Here is a 16,945-nt window from a genome sequence, read left to right as displayed (position 1 = left end):
AATATAAAACAATTCCTCTTAAAAATCTATAAAAAGCCCCTGTTTCTCGTTGTATATTTAAAAAATATAGAAAAAAATCCTTATTATTTTAAATAAAGAGATAAAGAAACAAATTAAAATTAATTCATGAAGAATAAAAATATTAAAAAGAATTCTAGCATTTATTTAAAAAAATTTATTTGTAATATTATCAATCTTGTAGATGGTTTTTTAGAAGCTCTGGAAAAACAGTGTAAATCTTTATTTTCTAAAGAAGAATGCGATCGCGCCCTATCTTCATTAATTGAAGAATTACAAAAGTATAAAGAAAACCTAGATACTGTAGCTACCGATCCTTCTAATCCTCTAGATAATCTAATCAAGCTGACGGAAACGGACCTACTTAAATAAAGCGAATAAAGCCCCTGCCGCTGCGCTGCGTAGCGAAGGGGTTTCATGATAACAGCATTCTAGAAGGAAATCCACCGCTTCTGTGTTTTCAGAAAATGCTACGCCTTCTAAAATAGCAAGTTTGTCTTGCCAGCGACTTTTAGGATAAAGATCTATAGCTTTATGTAAGGACTCTCTATTTTTTTTCTGACATAACGTAGCTAATGTCGATTCTAATTTAGAAGCGAAGCTCTTATCCGCTGTCCATATTTGTGCAGTCTGTTCATCTCCTTCCTCCCAAAATACTCCTGAAAAAAAGCTCCATCCTTGCTGCTGACGGTTAGAAAGAAAATCTTCGGTGACTTTCTTAACCGCACTATATTTTGCTACTGCCAATAAACGGATAAGCTTTCTTCCAATTTCCCTTTTCACCATATCAAAATAAAGAGGAAGAGCAGCACTTTTAGGATTCCATTGTGAATCCCAAAGAAATTGTTCTATAGCCCAGCACATTTCGGGATCACAAATAAAATCAGCAACCACATCTCCTGCTTTTTCTATATTTGTACGACTGACAAGAAGTAAAATCGCAAGATTTGCTGCTGCCTTTCTAGAAGTCACACTATGCAGATATTTATTAGCAAGATCTTTCCCACGTATTCCTAAAGAGCATACAGCAGCAGAAGCTGCTTCACAAATAGAAGCGAAAGGAGATTGTAAACCTTTAACTAAAAGCTCCTCACCTAAAATATCTCCCTGAAGATATAATATTGCAGCTGCCTGCAAGCGTACTTTAGGAAATGGCGATGTTTGTGCAATATAGCGCACTTGATCAGCAATTTTTCTTGATTCACAGCTTACCCCACGCCCGCAAGCTAACGCTGCGCGGAGAGCTGTTTCCTGTACTTCAGGATACTGAATGGATAATAAATCTAAGAGGACATCTTCATCTTTTCCATCTCCTTCGTGACGCAAAAGCTCGCAGGCAAATAGTGCCTGATCCATATCTTCTTTTACTTTAGATCCTGTGAGCAATTGTGGGGTAAGCATCAAAGATGCTTTCCACGCTTCCCGACGCTCCTCACCATCAACAAGTTTATTATTTGCTCGTTCTTGAAGATGGGGCAGCAATTCGTCAATGTCTAGCATTGCAGCAATCTGATATGCTATCATCCGTACCTGCATAGATTCGTCATGACGAGCAATCTTACAAATAGCATCCTTTAAACTCTGTGTCCCGTATTGCAAAACAACCTGTAGAGCTAATGTTCGCACCACGACACTATCGTCAGAAAGACTAGATAATATTAAAGGAACTAAGCGAAAGTCTCTAGCGAGACCTATAGCAAGAATACTGACAGCACGAACTGTCATCGAAGGATGCGAGATTCCATCGCAGAGAATTTGTTGAGCAAAATCTTCTAATGTATCGCGATCTTTAGCAAGTTGTGGATAGCGTTGACGAGATTTATTAAATTCTTGATTCCAGGTTGTATAATCCTTCCCTTGTGCGAATGCACTCAAAGCAAGACGCGTCTCTGAAAATGAATAATCAGAAGAAGATAAAAGGATCTTAGCTTCCTTGATAGCTTCAGGGAAATCATGAATCAGCAAATGTCGGCGCAAAGACTGTGATCCTTGTGCGACATGCGTAAATAAACAGAGGGAAATTAAGCAATAGCCCCTAAAGAGCTTCCACCTAAAAGATGAATATGTAAATGAAATACGCTCTGTCCCCCCTCGACACCATTATTGATCACAACACGATATCCATCAGCAATACCAAAAGCTTCTGCCAATTGCTGAATAATCTTTCCAGCCTCAGCAAGCAAAGGAAAGTCCTCTTCTTGCATATCTTGCACTCTTTCGATGTGCTTCTTAGGAATGATTAATAAGTGAATAGCAGCCTGGGGAAAACGATCTTTAATAGCTATAAAATTCTCATTTTCAAAAACTTTTTCGCACTCTATTGAACCTTCGATAATTTTTTCAAAAATGGTCATACTAATCCTCGATTTTCTAATGCCAATTGCAGAGCACGTCGGCAATGTTCTTTGCTATCCCAAACGGATAAAAATAGGCCCTTATGGCAAAAAATTGCTCCGGGGATACCACTTATCTCTTCGAGATCTTTACCAAGGAGTCCTGCCCAACTTTCTGGGAAGGGTATACGAACTTCCATGCGTCTATCTAAGGTCGGAGGGATGCCCCTAAGAATCCATTGATCACAGGCTGGGAAACACACAAATGCTGCGGGATGTTGTTCCCCACCCAAGAAAAAGAAATTCTCCTGCCATGCTAAAGGCCGATCGAAAAACAAACAGAATTCATCTTTTTCCATAGCAGATCTGACAACGTCTCTACACATGCGATCGTAGTGGAATTTATTTCTCAAACGCTTCAGTAAATCTATAGCAAATTTTAATGCGAAGAAGAAATCTGCATCCGAAGAATTCCTACCTTCTTCAGGATTATATATTTTAATGATATCGGAAAAAGAACAGAAGCCTTCTTTTGAGAAGAACCTTCCGTTATCTTGTTCATCAACACCATGAATTAAGGTCTGATTTAGAAAATGATATTCTTCTAAATCAATAAGCCTTTGCTTTTTGAGATAATCCAATATCATCCCTGCGCTACTCCAAGGTCCTTCGTAGGATACTTGGTGATGATCAAATCTTTTTTGATCTACAGAATAAATCCCGCCAACATCACAAACATATTCACATTCTGCGAGTTTTTCAGGATTTCGCGTACGGATGATCTTCCCTTCATCAACAAGATCAAATAAAATAAGCAAGGCACACGCTGTGACCTCATCAGCATGAAAAGAACCGTCGTGTGTACCAACGCTTCTTGGAATTCGCATATTTCCCATCCTTTTTAAAAACCCTTCATTTTATCCAGAGAAAAATAATTCTCAATCGCAAAGACATTTCTTTCCGTTTTCTTAAAAAGCTTTTTCATCTAAAACAAAACCTTCGATTTAGAAAACCCGATTTTTGGAGGACACATGTATAATTTATTCCACAGGAACCATGATGCAACTTCTCCTGATGGGTATCTAACCTCTCCTTTGCGCATGCTTTCACCCAATATCTATGAAGGAGAAATAGAAATACTAAATATCCCCGAGTACTTCTTGGGTTTTCATTTACCTAAGCACTGCTTACATCTCAATCTAAAAAGCTCACTCGCACAGTTAGGTGTAGATGCAAAGATTACAGAAGCTGAGCTCAGCAAAGAATGCTCCCGAGCCCGTCTATTACTACAAATTAGCAGTCATGATCCTGTAGCCTCCGTTATGCTCACTCTATTAGAACCCGGTGACTACATTGCAAAATTATTTGCTTCTGATGATCGTAGATTAGTACGTTCTCCAAAATACTTAGAGAGAATGCTGAAGCATACAGATAAGTCAGGCATGCCCTTGTTATGTTTTGGTAAAAAATTAGAACATCTAATTTCTTTAGATGTTATCGATGATCGTCTTGTAGTCTCTCTTCCCACTCTTCCTGGCGTGATTCACTACGATCATAAAATTTATGGCCTACTTCCTCTAATAGGAAAAGCATTAGGTCAGCCCAACATGAGAGTAAGAAACTTCCTTTCTCTATACCAACATAAAGTAGAGCGTGAAAAACTGCCTCTCCGTGACCGTATATTACTTATAAAAACCGAACCTTTACATATTCGTACAGTATTTGCTCGAGTTGTAGACTCCCTTCTTCCTGAAGGAATAAAACATACTGCAGCAAATATTTTAGAACCCACGACACAAGAGTCCGGGGATATTTACGAGTTTTATGGAACAAGTTCAGTCCCTATCGAAACAATTCCTTTAGAATTTTTCACCATTGAACCCTATAAAGAACACTCTTTTTTTTGTTATCGTGATCTACTAAAATCCTCTTTAGAATCTGAACGATGTATTTTTGACATTTTTGAAACCACACCAGGCACCCAAGAAAAAGCTGCAACCTTTATTTCTAAAGGTAGTGAGATTTCAGAGTTATCACAAAATTCCTGGTTAGTCGGTTCCGCAAAATCCTTGTATGACAAAACAGAACCCTACCCTACAAATCTTCAAGAATACATAGAAGAACAGCCCTGCTTTCCTTTCCTTCAAGCTATGGAAACAGGACATATCACAAGCCAGGGAGTACTTTTCTCTAGATACTTTCCTTCTGCCTGTCTCAAAGGCATGTTACTTTCTTACCACGTAAACTATTACCTAAAGCAAATCTATTTCCAAATACCCTCCTATAGCTATGGAGAATATTTCTCTGAACACGACCGTTCATTACTTATGGACTTATACTTTGCAGGAATTTCTACGTTTTGGGTAGATAAAGTCTCCAAACGCGTTTTACAATATGTAAAACGTCGTGGGAAAGACTCAGGAATGTTTGTTCCTACTCAACGTGTTCAAGAATTTCGTTCTGCCTACTTTATTGGCATTCACGGCTCTTGTATTGTTTCAGAAGGTTATAAAGAAGATCTTTGCGCATTGTTAAAAGGACTTCATGATCTTACCCAAGATCTGCCTATTCCTGGATTCCCTCCCAACAATCCCTTAGCAATTATCACAGGAGGTGGCCCAGGAGCTATGGCGATAGGGAATGAAGTCGCTACGGAACTAAATCTTCTCTCTTGTGGTAATACTGTAGATTTCGAGCAATCTAAAGGAGCACACCAAGCTGCGAATCCCTACACGCAAGCAAAAATGACCTACCGACTCTCCTCTTTAATTCAACGTCAAGAACACTTCCATGTAGATCTCGCTCTATTTGTTACTGGAGGTATGGGAACAGATTTTGAACTCTCTCTTGAACTTATCAGTATAAAAACAGGGAAGAAACCTCCTGTTCCTATATTCTTAATTGGTCCTGCTTCCTATTGGAAAGAAAAGGTTACCCCAGCATATCAAAGTAATTGCAAGGCAGGAACAAATCGTGGTTCAGAATGGGTAAGCAATTGTGTATTTTGTATTTCCACTCCCCAAGCAGGGATCGAAATTTTCAAAAGATATCTCAATAATACATTACCTATAGGACCGGAATATCCTCCTTATCCTGATGGATTCATAGAGGTATAACTTAGAAACCGTAGGTTAAGCGAAAGCCGTAGTAATTACACGGCTCTCGCACAAATTGGCCTTCTTTAGAAAATCCCTGGTGGTACTCAACAAAGGCACGGATTTTTCTACCTACATCACGAAATTTCGACCATTCCATACCTAGGATATAGGTTTGATCTATGCCAAAATGCTGCTCTTCCCAAAAGCGAAAGTGCATAGCGAAAATAGGCTGCGCATGTAAATTTCCTTCTCGCAATCCAAAAGGACGTAATTCTACTCCCGCCTCTATATATAAAGGGCGCTCAGGAAACGTCAGATCTCGGCTGATGATATAACCTAAACCTCCGTAGAGACGTATTTGCGCGTTATAGCGTAAAGAAGCAAAGAAATCGATTCCCTCATCACTAAGATTAAATCTTGGGAAATTTGGATGAGTCAAAAGAAACTCATCTCCCAAATGTGAAGAGAGATGCCAAAGGCGCAAACGGAAACTCCATTTATCTACAGCAAATCCTAGTAGACCCGCGACGAAAAAGTCAGAGTTTACCATGCACGAATCAGGATGATCTAAATCGAAAACAGAAAAGACACCACCTTGAAGACCAATATCTAAATCTCCATGGAATCGAGAAATATCGAAAAGACGTAGGAGAATAAAATCCCCACCAAAAATAGCAGAACCTACGCGATTCCCTATGACCTTCTCATTAAAACGAATCCCAGCACTATTTGTTACCTGACGAGGATCAGCAATTAACGGAGCAAAAAGTATGGTATTTTGCGGTAACCACACGCCTTCTTTACCACAGACAATCTCCGTCCCTAAAGCTTTCTGCTTTGGCAATATAGGACAACCTTCTCTATAGCGATTACGACATTCTTGATAAGAGCTATCACAAATCTCTACAGCAGTAATGCATGGCAAATCTTTGATGAAATCTACAATCGCATTGGAAAGGACTGTATCCACAGGAAGGGAAAATACATAAGCAACGTTATCTTCAACAACTACCTGAGTACAACTATCTAAAAAATGCATATCCACGAGAGCTTGTACATACCCCGTAAGATAACAGCCATTTTCAGATTCTTGGATATTTTCGGGTAACTGATCTGAGCGAGTAACAGCCTTTCTAAAACTCTCACAATCAGGACAACGTCCAGCTTCTTGAGCCGCAACAGTTAAACAAGATGAAAAATAGCAAATAAATACTACGCTACATAAACAGCAGCTATAATGTAACAGTCTTCCCATGGTATCCACAATCTATAGAAAGAGCTGATTTATTTAGCAACAATCGAACGTGGATTCACAAAAATCTATCTTATCAAATCGATCTCAAAAATATCCTGAAAGGAATATGTAACTAATAACCAAAGACTCGATAAGAACAAGAAAAAATAAGATAAAAGGAACAAAATCTGCACATTTTGACAGCTAAAACTTCTATTATGAAGAAGATAAACACAAAAATAGTTCTTTTAACAAAGAAAAATTAATTAAAGTTAAAAAACAGCACGACAAAAATAGAAGAATATTTATAAGGAAAAGAACGAGTTTGGAATACTTAAATCACAGAAAAAGCCCGTCTGTGACCCCTCTATCACTCCTAAGCTTGTGATTCTAAATGTAAATTTAGCATCACGAAAAAAAAAGAAAACTTTCCCTTTCCCATCCAGTTACTCAAGTTAGCTGGGTGGGATTTTTATATAAAAAAAGCCGCACCCCAATATTTTTAAGCCGCAGCTTTTTCTATAAAACGAAAATCTAATCAAACGTCAGAATCTACTGTTCAAGAGGCTTGCCTTCCTGATCTGCCCAACGAATCCCACCTTTACCACCTGTTTTAGGTCCTCCAGATTGTTTAAGAATTCCCTTATCTCTCTTCCCCGCTATACGTGCGGATCTCCTTGTTCCCTCAGCTTTAGAACCATCTCCATCGGAAACTTTGGCTTTGGGGAATATAAACTTTTCAGGTAGCACTTTGGTTAAATCCGGGCTAAACTTATACCCCTCATCATTTTTACCAGTTGTTTTTTCCTTTTGTTGTAAACGTGCGGATCTCCTTGTTCCCTCAGCTTTAGAAGGACCACCTTTTCCAGTTGAGACTGCAGCTCTAGGGATCTTGAAAGGTTTACGACCCAAAGAATCGGGCTTATACTTATCTGAGTTTCTTTTACCTCCGGAAACCAGTTTCCCAACCTTAGCTTTTCCTTCTTTAGCAAGATTTTTCATTTCTATTTGTTCCGGAGTGCTCCCCCCCTTCTTACCGCCAATTTTTTCTTTTACCTGCTTCACAGTAGCAGCTACTCTTTTTCCCAATCCACCTGCGGCACCCCCTAGGGCAGCTCCTGTTTTTTCCCCGGTTTCTTTGATTTTTCGACCCAATCCCAACATCTTAGCAGCAGCTGCATGAGCTTTCTTCCCACCCTTTCTGCCTACTCTAGATTCGAGATATCCCGAAACACCTCGCACATCTTTTTTTCCACGAATAGCACCTCTTCTTGTGAACCTTGAGGCACCCCCTACGCCTTGAAGAGGATCTCCTTTACTATCTTCAGGAAAACGAGATGGTCCCGCAGTAGAACTTCCGTAAGGGTTAATTGGATTCATAATTAAACCTAAAAATAATCTTTTTATATTTTAATTAAGTTATAAAACTTATTTTAAAAATAAATCCTGATTAAAAACTCTAAAAATAATACATTTATAATAAAATTAAGAATTCTTAACCATTTATCAATAAAAACGTCTTACGTTTAATTAGTGAGTCTTAGTTAACGAAAAGCGTTTGCTTTAGAAAAAAACAGAAAGGTATATGAAAAAAGCAGGGCCTTTTTTAAGATGTCTGTCATACGCCACAGATAACGAAAAAAGCGCAATGCGAAGAAACAATAACTTTTCAAAATTAGAAACCAATTATCTTTTCTCCGGTATTCGTCAAAAAATCCGCGCTTTTCGCGAAGAATATCCCCACATCTCTATTATAGACCTATCTATAGGAGATACTACCCAACCCCTGCACATAGCAGTTATCGATACCTTTACAAAATCTGTACAGAAATTAGGAAATCCTAAAACCTATCGCGGTTATGGTCCCGAGTTAGGCCTACCTACTTTAAGAGAAAAACTCTCTGAAGTTTTCTATAACGGGAAAATTTCTCCTGAAGAAATTTTTATCTCAGACGGAGCAAAAATGGATATTTTCCGTCTACTCTCCTTATTCGGTCCAGGAAAAACCATAGCAATTCAAGATCCCGCTTATCCCGCTTATATTGATGCAGCAATCCTTGCAGGGGTTAAAAAGATCGTTAAACTTCCCTGTACAAAAGAAACTAATTTCTTTCCTGTGATTCCCCAAGAGGAAGTAATAGATATTTTCTGTCTATGTTCTCCCAATAACCCTACAGGCACCGTATTAACTAAAGAGCAGCTAAAAGCACTTATTACCTACGCAAACTCTAATGGAAGTATAATTTTATTTGACGCTGTCTACAGCGCATTTATTTCTGACCCTTCCCTACCAAAAAGCATCTTTGAGATTCCTGAAGCACGCTCATGTGCTGTAGAAATTAACTCTTTCTCTAAATCTTTAGGATTTGCAGGAGTACGTTTAGGATGGAATGTGGTTCCTAAAGATCTTCAATACAGCGACGGTCTTCCTATAATTCGCGATTGGGAACGTTTCCTATATACAACATTTAATGGAGCTTCTTTACCTGTTCAAGAAGCCGCAATTACCGGAGTTTCTTTATTTCCAAATTTAAAAACTATTGCGCAGTATCGCCATAATAGTTCACTTTTGCGTGAAGCTCTACAAAAAGCCGAATTTTCTGTATACGGTGGTGAGCATGCTCCCTATCTTTGGGTTGAAGTCCCTGATAGCATCCCTGACGAAGATTTTTTTGACTTTTTCTTACGCCAGTATCATATTGCCATCACTCCTGGCAAAGGATTTGGCTCGTGCGGAAAAGGTTATGTTCGTTTTTCTTCCTTAGGGAAAACAGAAAATATTGTTGTCGCTTGCCAACGGTTAACGCTAACATCTGTATATGATAGAACGGTGTTGTCACTATGATTCTTCGTAAAATTGCTCAGTATACTTTCTTTCTCTCTATTATTTGTTCTTTTATTTCTGTAGTTATCTCATCACCAAATCCAGAACAAGGATCTCCTAAGGTCGCTGTGTTCTTATCTTTTTCCCACTCCATACTCGAAGATTGTAGTCAAAGCTGTATAGATGTTTTAAAAACATTAGAAAATTCTCCAGAAGTTCTCGTTGTGAATGCTGAAGATAGCGTTGTTAAAGCAAGGAAACTCGCTCGCACATTGCATAGCGATCAAGATGTTGTAGCTATTGTCACTCTAGGCTCTATAGCAACAAAAATTATGAGCCAAATCGAAACGAAAAAACCCATTATCTACGCCGCCGTACCTGAAGGAGAAACATTAGTTTTTCCTAAAAAACAAACAAATATCTACGGTGTTAATGATACTCTAGATATCAATCAATGTTGTTTTGCTATACAAGCAGTAAGAACAAATGCTGAATCTTTAATCTATATAAAACCTGCTGAACCCTTCCCATCAGCATTACAAAAAGAAATTGAGAAAAAACTCCATGCTTCAGGCATCGCCGTTACAGAAATTACTGTAACACCTGCAAATTTTAAAACACGTATTCAACAGGCCATAGATAAACGCCCTTCAGCAATTTTTATTCCTTTTTCCTCCTTAGCTCATAAACAGAGAACAACATTTATCGAAGATATCCTTAAAGAAAAAATCCCTGTAATTACCGATGATTTCTCTTTAGTAGCCGAAGGAGCCTGTGTTGCCTGCGGTGTTGATTTTAAAAAATCTGGGAAACAAGCAGCACAAATGGTCTATCATTTACTCAATAGACATCAAGATATCGAAGGATTACGAAAAATCATTGCCGAACCTCTACCGCAAACAACAACATTTAATGAAGATGTTATCCGTCGTCTAGGCTTAAAAATAAACAGAGCCGAACGCAAGCAATTCCGTTCTATTATCTTTAAAGAAAATAGAGATAAGAAGGCTGCTGTAAAAAGTGATAAACCTGAAGGTGAGAAGACTTGTAGCCCAGCTTAAAATCCACATTCTCGCCAACTAGAGATTATAGATTGCGTAGCTTTAGGTAGTAAGATGCGTTTTTTTCTAGAGGTCTCTCCTGAAATCAACGTAACGTCACGTTTGGGGAGGGATAAAGCTTTGGCTAACAAAGCAATCACTGCTTCGTTAGCCTTTCCTTTTTCTGGAGCTTCGGTGACACGTAGCTTCAATACTTCACCTTCAAATCCAACGATTTTATTTTCTTTAGATTTTGGAGTAACCTTCACCTCCAAAATCCAGTATGCCTCATTCAAGGATTACTCCTGAGATATTGTAAGATAACCCTCGGTTTCACTTACCCATGCGGCTAAAGAATGTAAACATACGCTAGAAGCCCAATCCTGTTTTAGAATTCCTTGTGCAAATCCCGGGCCAGAAATGTCATACTTTTCCTTATCAAAATGCTTTGTTACACGAGAACGATCTAAATGGATAAAAGGTTGGCTACTTACAAATAAAATACGCTCAGAACCATCTCCATGATACGCACGAAGAATCTTTAATGTATCATGACGCGTTCCATACTTTTGACCTTCTTCAGGTTCAGCAACTAGAAATTCCACTTCAACACCACCCGAAGCATCTCTCCACGTAGTAGGAACTACCATCTGCATCCAGACAAACCTCGCGATTTCGTCTTCTGAAGAAGGAAGTTTATGCTCCCCAGGATTCCAATTTTCTTCTATGGGAAATGGGTTATGACGATTGTCATAAAATTGATCAGGGTTTTCAACCTTGGCATAACGCTCTCTTCTTCCAGATAAGAAAATAATCTTTTTGAAACGTACACCACGATTCCATTCACGAATAAGAAAGTCCAAACGCTGACGAATGGCTGCAACTGTACCACCAAAAACTACTGCAGCACCATAAGTAGCTGCATAAGCAGGAACTACCTGCGTCATTCTCAATAAAGAAAGATCATTATAAAAAGCATGATCATCCTTTATTGGTAAGGAACCAAAATCAGCGGCCATGCGCTGCTCCCGAGTTAATAATAAAGGCTTTGTTACCTCTACTAATTCCTCAGGTGTTTCTACCTCAGGTAAATCACAAAGTTCTAAAAGATGACTTACAATAGGGAGATACTTTTTAGGAGAACAGGAAGTATTTTTATCTGCAAAGGGACAACAGCCCGTAATTAGCAGAAATATCATTCCCAAACACACTGGTAATGAGCGTTTTCTTTTGATATTCATAAATAAAGGAGTCCTAAACAATCCGTAGTAACAAGAGTGAACATACTAGAGCATTTCAAAAAAGACAACACTCAAACGGATCGCAAGAAGCTTTCTCTACTTATTTAATCTTAAGAATCATCCTTATCACCCCTCTGCCCTTCCGAATCTTGATTATCAACATCTTGAGTTTCTATAGTGCTTTCTTCAGGACGACGTATCGCATCCTCATCAGATAAATCTCCTCTTCCAGAAACTGAAGTTCTTACCGAAGCTGCATTGTGATGCTCCGAAATAGTTCCTAATGTAGAAGCGAAAGGATTTTCAAATCTAGGATCTTTCTTACTCTTATCTACGGAAGGAAATTGTAGTTTGCTGCGAATCTTTTTCGCTATCCAAAATAAGAAAAGTAGCATTTTATCATACAGAGTGTGAAACATCTGTATTAAGGTATTCCATAACGTCTTTAGCTTATTGATAAGAGCTTGACAACAAGAAGCCTCTTCGGTTGATTCTGTAGCTAATCGAATGAACTCTTCCTCTGTAGGAAAATGTATCCCTTCTAAAAGAAGACGTACATCCTGAACCTCTTGAGATATTTTAGGAATAGCACCCTTAGAGTCAATTTTCCAACCTCCCTCACCCAAACGCAATCCAAAGTGTTCTAGGGTTGAAATAATTTCCTCAGATCGGTCTCCAAAAGCACCCCTTAAATCCTCGATAGACAGATCCATTATCTCATGATGCGTGTCCCCTAAAGCAGACACTAGCCGCCCTGCTCTACTTTCTAGTGAATTCACACAACCATTTAATGAGGCCAGACTACGACGCAAATCAAGAAATTGTTCCTCAAGATCTGTACCCTCTTCATTAGATTTTTTAGATGATTGTCCCGCAGCACCAAGTTTCGTCTTCTGAAACTCCCCGATCTTTTTTTTCAAGCCGTCAATTAAAACCTTAGATTCTTCGACTCCATCAAATAACATATCTGAGTCTGAATTAAAATTACTGAAAAAGTCGTCGTCTATTTCATAAAGATCACTCACCATTTCTTCAGTGAGCCCCGCAGCTTCGGTTGATAATGGAGATGAACAACTAGTAAGGGGCATTCCAACACCGATTGATGAATTGGCTACATCTTGAATACCAGTAACCACAGGATCTACATTCGTTACTTCTCCAGCAGAGAGAACCTCAACACTTAATCCTGTCTCAGTAACACCACCAGATGCGCCTCCTTGATCTTGAGAAGAGTTGTCCTTATTATCCACATTATCCAAATGAGCGTTTGGATCCTTTGGTGGAATAGGATTAGGATTTTGACCAGAACTTCCACTTACTGACGACATAAGATTACCAAATAAAAATAAAAAAATCTTCTTTTTAACTAATTATATTTATATCTAATTAGATATTTATTTTTTAAAAACAAAAGAGGAATGTAAATAATATTAACTAAAAAACAATCATTTGTAGTTAATACTAGTAATTGATCAAGAAAAGCTGCTATGTTAAGATTTGTCAATTCGTAAAGACTTCTATATTTCGATAAAGAAAATAGTGTCTATTTCGGTATCTGCCGGTTAAAAATCAAAGATCTGTGATTGCCACCCTATGAAAACTTCCCAGCTTTTTTACAAAACTTCTAAAAATGCAAATAAAGAAGCCACCGTTTTATCCTATGAGCTTCTGGAAAAAGCCGGGTATATTTTCAAAACGGCAAAAGGAATCTATACCTATACTCCATTATTTTGGCGTGTAGCTCTTAAAATGATGGATATCATTCGCGAGGAGTTAAACGCTATCGGAGGGCAAGAACTTGTGCTTCCTATTCTTCATCCTGCGGAACTCTGGCAAAAAACAGGCCGTTGGGAAGCATTCCGCTCTGAAGGTCTGCTCTATACCCTAACGGATAGAGAGGATAAGGAACTCTGTCTTGCTCCTACTCATGAAGAAGTCATTTCCACGTTTGTCTCTCAATGGCTATCAGGAAGAAAACAACTACCCATTCATCTGTATCAAATTGCAACAAAATTCCGAGACGAAATCCGACCAAGATTCGGATTGATGCGCGCTAGAGAATTTCTAATGGAGGACAGCTACACATTCTCGGATTCTCCAGAACAAATGAACGAGCAATACGGCAAGCTTAGACAAGCCTATCAAAATATCTTCGATAAATTAGAAATCAAATATGTTATTGTAGAGGCGGATGGAGGGAAGATCGGCAAGGGAAAATCTGAAGAATTCCATGTTCTCTGTTCCCTAGGGGAAGATACTATTTGTGTGAGTGGTGCTTACGGTGCAAATATTGAAGCTGCGGTTTCACAACCTCAACAATATACTTATGACAAAGAACATCTCCCTATAGAAGAAGTAGTCACACCTGATATACGAACAATAGAAAATCTCCAGGACTTTTTCTCCCTTCCTCCCCATAGAATCATTAAAACTCTGGTGGTTAAGCTCTCCTACGGAGAAAAAGACAAGTTTGCTGCTATAGGCATCCGAGGAGATCGTCAGCTCAATCTGACTAAAATACGCTCTAAACTTAATGCCGACGATTGCACTCTAGCTTCGGATGAAGAAATTCAAAAACATCTGAGTACAGAAAAAGGCTTCATTGGTCCTTTAAATTGTCCTATCGAATTCTATGCCGATGAAACTACACGCTGTATGACAAACTTTGTCTGTGCAGGAAACACAAAAGATAAACATTATAAAAATGTAAATTGGGACCGGGATATTCCTAGACCTGAATACGCAGATTTCCTTCTTGCTGAAGCGGGAGATCTTTGCCCAGCCAACGGCAACTCTCCTTATGAAATCTTTGAAGGTGTAGAAGTTGCACATATTTTTAATCTAGGCACACGCTATACAGAATGTTTCGAAGTAGGATTCCAAAATGAACAGGGTGAACAACAAACCTGTTGGATGGGAACCTATGGCATTGGCATCGGAAGAACCTTAGCGGCTTGTATAGAACAGCTTGCCGATGACCATGGTATCGTCTGGCCTAAAGCTATTGCTCCTTTTGACATTTCTATTCTTTATAATGGTGGCGATTCCGCATCTGAAGAAGCTGCTGAAAAAATCTATAAAGATCTCCAAAATTACGGATATGCACCCCTATTAGATGATCGCAATGAAAGACTTGGATTTAAATTAAAGGATAGCGATCTTATTGGAATTCCATATAAACTCATTCTCGGTAAAACTTTCCTAAGCTCTGGGATCCTTGAAATAGAATCTCGATCTAAAGAAAAGTTTTCCTTAGAACCAAAAGATTTTTTCAATTGGTGTGAGAATTATTTTCCAAAACCCCGGAGTTTCTCCTCGATTTCCTAGAGATAGATTAGCATTCTTTAGAATCGAGTGCTAAATAACCTTGACCTCGGGAGATCGTTTTCCTATAATAATCACCAGCGAACAGATTACTTATATTGGAAAACTGACATGTCCAGGTCGTGGATCTCAAAACGAGAGTCTAAGATTCTTTACATACTCTTAACAACAACAGAGCTGTATTTAAAAACAGGTCAGCCTGTTGGATCAAAAACTCTGAAAGAATATGAATCTTCCAATCTGAGTACGGCAACTATTCGCAATTATTTCTCAGAATTAGAAGCAGAAGGATTTCTAAAAAAGAATCATATCTCCGGAGGAAGGATCCCTACGGATTTAGCTTTTCGTTATTATGTAGACCATTGCGCAGACTTTTCACAGGACAAGTTACCCGAATCTACAATAAATTTGTTAAATCAATTGCCTGAAGAGAGCCAAAATATCGTCAAAGATTTACAAAAGGCATCAGAACTCTTAGGAGAAGCTCTACAACTACCTACATGCTTCTCCTCTCCGCGATTTGAAAATGACTCCGTAACCAACATCCAACTTTCCTTGGTAGATGAACAACGTGCTGTTGTCATTCTATCTACAGAGTTCGGTCAGGTATTTACAGACACTCTATGGCTATCAGAAACGTCAAATCCAGCTTCTTTAAAACGTATCGAAACCTTTCTTCAAAGTTATGTTCGTAAGCAGCCTCCAACCGAGATTCTTTCACAAAAAGAAGAGGATCTGGGAATGGCTTTATATAACGAAGTCGTAGTACGTTATCTCACCCGTTATTGTAATTTCAGTGAAGAAGATTTATATCAAACAGGATTATCAAAACTCCTAAGATATGAGTCTTTCAAAGATCCCGATATGCTAGCCTTAGGGTTATCATTTTTTGAAAATCGACGCCATATGTGCAAACTTTTAGATATTGGCATGCACAGAGACCGCCCCACAGCATTTATAGGTAATGAGCTTTCCGATATTTTTGGAACTCCAAATCCACAGTGTGCTGTTATTACGACTCCTTACTACATGAATCGCACTCCATTAGGAGCCTTTGGTGTACTCGGCCCTATCAATCTTCCTTATAAGGAGGTTTATAGAACCCTTACAATATTTGCAGACAAAATCAAAGCAAGCCTGACACAAAGTTTTTATAAGTTTAAATTATCTTTCAGAAGACCTTGTCCTTCCGATCCTAAACTCTCCAAAGAACCTACATTACTGGCAAGATACTCTTCTATAAAACTCTTACCCCCTAAGGAGACGTCATGACAGATTCCTCTAACGAACATGAGGCAGAAAATCCTTCAGTTCCTACCCCCGATAACGAGATTCAGGATCTCCAACAAGAAGTAGCTACGTTAAAAGCGGAGCTAAAAGAAAAAAACGATAAATATTTAATGGTCCTTGCGGAATCAGAAAATGCTCGCAAGCGCATGCAAAAAGAACGCCAAGAAATGATGCAATATGCAGTAGAAAATGCTCTCATAGACTTTTTAGTGCCTATAGAAAGCATGGAAAAAGCTTTAGGATTTGCGTCACAAATGTCAGATGAAGTGAAAAATTGGGCATTAGGATTCAATATGATCCTACAACAATTTAAACAAGTTTTTGAAGAGAAGGGTATCATTGAATACTCCTCAGTAGGACAAAAATTTAATCCATTTTTACATGAGGCAGTGGAAACTGAAGAAACTACAAAAGTCCCTGAGGGTACTATCGTGGAAGAATTTTCTAAAGGCTATAAAATCGAAGATCGTCCCATACGCGTTGCGAAAGTCAAAGTAGCGAAAGCACCCGCACCTCAAGGAAAAGAAGAAGTAGAAAAATAAA

At 38.6% G+C, this 16,945-nt stretch carries 15 protein-coding genes; 7 read left to right on the top strand and 8 right to left on the bottom strand.

Going from position 1 to position 16,945, the window contains the following annotated elements; all coding sequences use genetic code 11:
* The first annotated feature begins 126 nt into the window (after positions 1–126).
* The gene (locus C10C_RS01340; RefSeq protein ID WP_117273970.1) at positions 127–390 is read left to right on the top strand and encodes a hypothetical protein; all 264 of its coding nucleotides are present in this window, start codon (positions 127–129) and stop codon (positions 388–390) included.
* Here the strand turns inward: C10C_RS01340 and C10C_RS01335 are convergent.
* The 3 genes from C10C_RS01335 to C10C_RS01325 are packed head-to-tail and all read right to left on the bottom strand — an operon-like array spanning position 379 to position 3,238.
* On the bottom strand, positions 379–1,995 hold the full coding sequence (locus C10C_RS01335) for a HEAT repeat domain-containing protein (protein WP_117273967.1): 1,617 nt from the start codon (positions 1,993–1,995) through the stop codon (positions 379–381). The genes C10C_RS01340 and C10C_RS01335 overlap by 12 nt on opposite strands.
* A 44-nt stretch (positions 1,996–2,039) precedes the next feature.
* Positions 2,040–2,372, bottom strand: a complete 333-nt coding sequence (locus C10C_RS01330) for a histidine triad nucleotide-binding protein (RefSeq protein ID WP_117273964.1) — start codon at positions 2,370–2,372, stop codon at positions 2,040–2,042.
* The gene (locus C10C_RS01325) at positions 2,369–3,238 is read right to left on the bottom strand and encodes an MYG1 family protein (protein WP_117273961.1); all 870 of its coding nucleotides are present in this window, start codon (positions 3,236–3,238) and stop codon (positions 2,369–2,371) included. The genes C10C_RS01330 and C10C_RS01325 overlap by 4 nt, the downstream gene beginning before the upstream one ends.
* A gap of 144 nt (positions 3,239–3,382) precedes the next feature.
* Between C10C_RS01325 and C10C_RS01315 the strand changes: the two genes are divergently transcribed.
* Complete coding sequence (locus C10C_RS01315; RefSeq protein WP_117273955.1) at positions 3,383–5,467, top strand: LOG family protein; 2,085 nt, start codon at positions 3,383–3,385, stop codon at positions 5,465–5,467.
* Between the two features lies 1 nt (position 5,468).
* Here C10C_RS01315 and C10C_RS01310 read toward each other — a convergent pair whose 3' ends face one another.
* On the bottom strand, positions 5,469–6,704 hold the full coding sequence (locus C10C_RS01310; protein WP_174222218.1) for a DUF1207 domain-containing protein: 1,236 nt from the start codon (positions 6,702–6,704) through the stop codon (positions 5,469–5,471).
* A 531-nt stretch (positions 6,705–7,235) separates the two neighbouring features.
* Entirely contained in the window at positions 7,236–8,063 is an 828-nt protein-coding gene (locus C10C_RS01305) for a hypothetical protein (RefSeq protein ID WP_117273946.1), read from the bottom strand.
* 268 nt (positions 8,064–8,331) lie between these two features.
* On the opposite strand from C10C_RS01305, the gene C10C_RS01300 reads away from it, so the two are divergent.
* Positions 8,332–9,528 carry an LL-diaminopimelate aminotransferase gene (locus C10C_RS01300; RefSeq protein ID WP_117273945.1) on the top strand — a complete coding sequence of 399 codons (1,197 nt, stop codon included), beginning with the start codon at positions 8,332–8,334 and terminating at the stop codon, positions 9,526–9,528.
* On the top strand, positions 9,525–10,568 hold the full coding sequence (locus C10C_RS01295; RefSeq protein WP_117273944.1) for an ABC transporter substrate-binding protein: 1,044 nt from the start codon (positions 9,525–9,527) through the stop codon (positions 10,566–10,568). Before C10C_RS01300 ends, C10C_RS01295 begins: the two co-directional genes overlap by 4 nt.
* Here the strand turns inward: C10C_RS01295 and C10C_RS01290 are convergent.
* From C10C_RS01290 to C10C_RS01280, 3 genes are all read right to left on the bottom strand, one after another.
* A complete protein-coding gene (locus C10C_RS01290; RefSeq protein ID WP_117273943.1) occupies positions 10,565–10,843 on the bottom strand; it encodes a DUF167 domain-containing protein in 279 nt (92 codons plus the stop codon). The two genes, C10C_RS01295 and C10C_RS01290, sit on opposite strands and share 4 nt — an antisense overlap.
* Positions 10,844–10,846: 3 nt before the next feature.
* Positions 10,847–11,788 (bottom strand): hypothetical protein, encoded by a 942-nt coding sequence (locus tag C10C_RS01285; RefSeq protein WP_117273941.1) that lies wholly within the window; start codon positions 11,786–11,788, stop codon positions 10,847–10,849.
* Positions 11,789–11,898: 110 nt separating this feature from the next.
* The gene (locus C10C_RS01280; protein ID WP_117273939.1) at positions 11,899–13,116 is read right to left on the bottom strand and encodes a CT392 family protein; all 1,218 of its coding nucleotides are present in this window, start codon (positions 13,114–13,116) and stop codon (positions 11,899–11,901) included.
* A 265-nt stretch (positions 13,117–13,381) separates the two neighbouring features.
* On the opposite strand from C10C_RS01280, the gene C10C_RS01275 reads away from it, so the two are divergent.
* The 3 genes from C10C_RS01275 (at position 13,382) to C10C_RS01265 (ending at position 16,944) form a co-directional block, all read left to right on the top strand.
* Positions 13,382–15,115, top strand: coding sequence for a proline--tRNA ligase (locus C10C_RS01275; protein ID WP_117273938.1), 1,734 nt, complete (start codon positions 13,382–13,384; stop codon positions 15,113–15,115).
* Between the two features lie 108 nt (positions 15,116–15,223).
* The gene (gene hrcA, locus C10C_RS01270) at positions 15,224–16,384 is read left to right on the top strand and encodes a heat-inducible transcriptional repressor HrcA (protein ID WP_117273936.1); all 1,161 of its coding nucleotides are present in this window, start codon (positions 15,224–15,226) and stop codon (positions 16,382–16,384) included.
* On the top strand, positions 16,381–16,944 hold the full coding sequence (locus C10C_RS01265) for a nucleotide exchange factor GrpE (RefSeq protein WP_117273934.1): 564 nt from the start codon (positions 16,381–16,383) through the stop codon (positions 16,942–16,944). Before hrcA ends, C10C_RS01265 begins: the two co-directional genes overlap by 4 nt.
* The last annotated feature ends 1 nt before the right edge of the window (position 16,945 follow it).

Origin of the sequence: Chlamydia poikilotherma (assembly GCF_900239975.1) — a bacterium.
Lineage (GTDB): Bacteria > Chlamydiota > Chlamydiia > Chlamydiales > Chlamydiaceae > Chlamydia > Chlamydia poikilotherma.
This window is presented reverse-complemented; position numbering and strand designations above follow the sequence as displayed.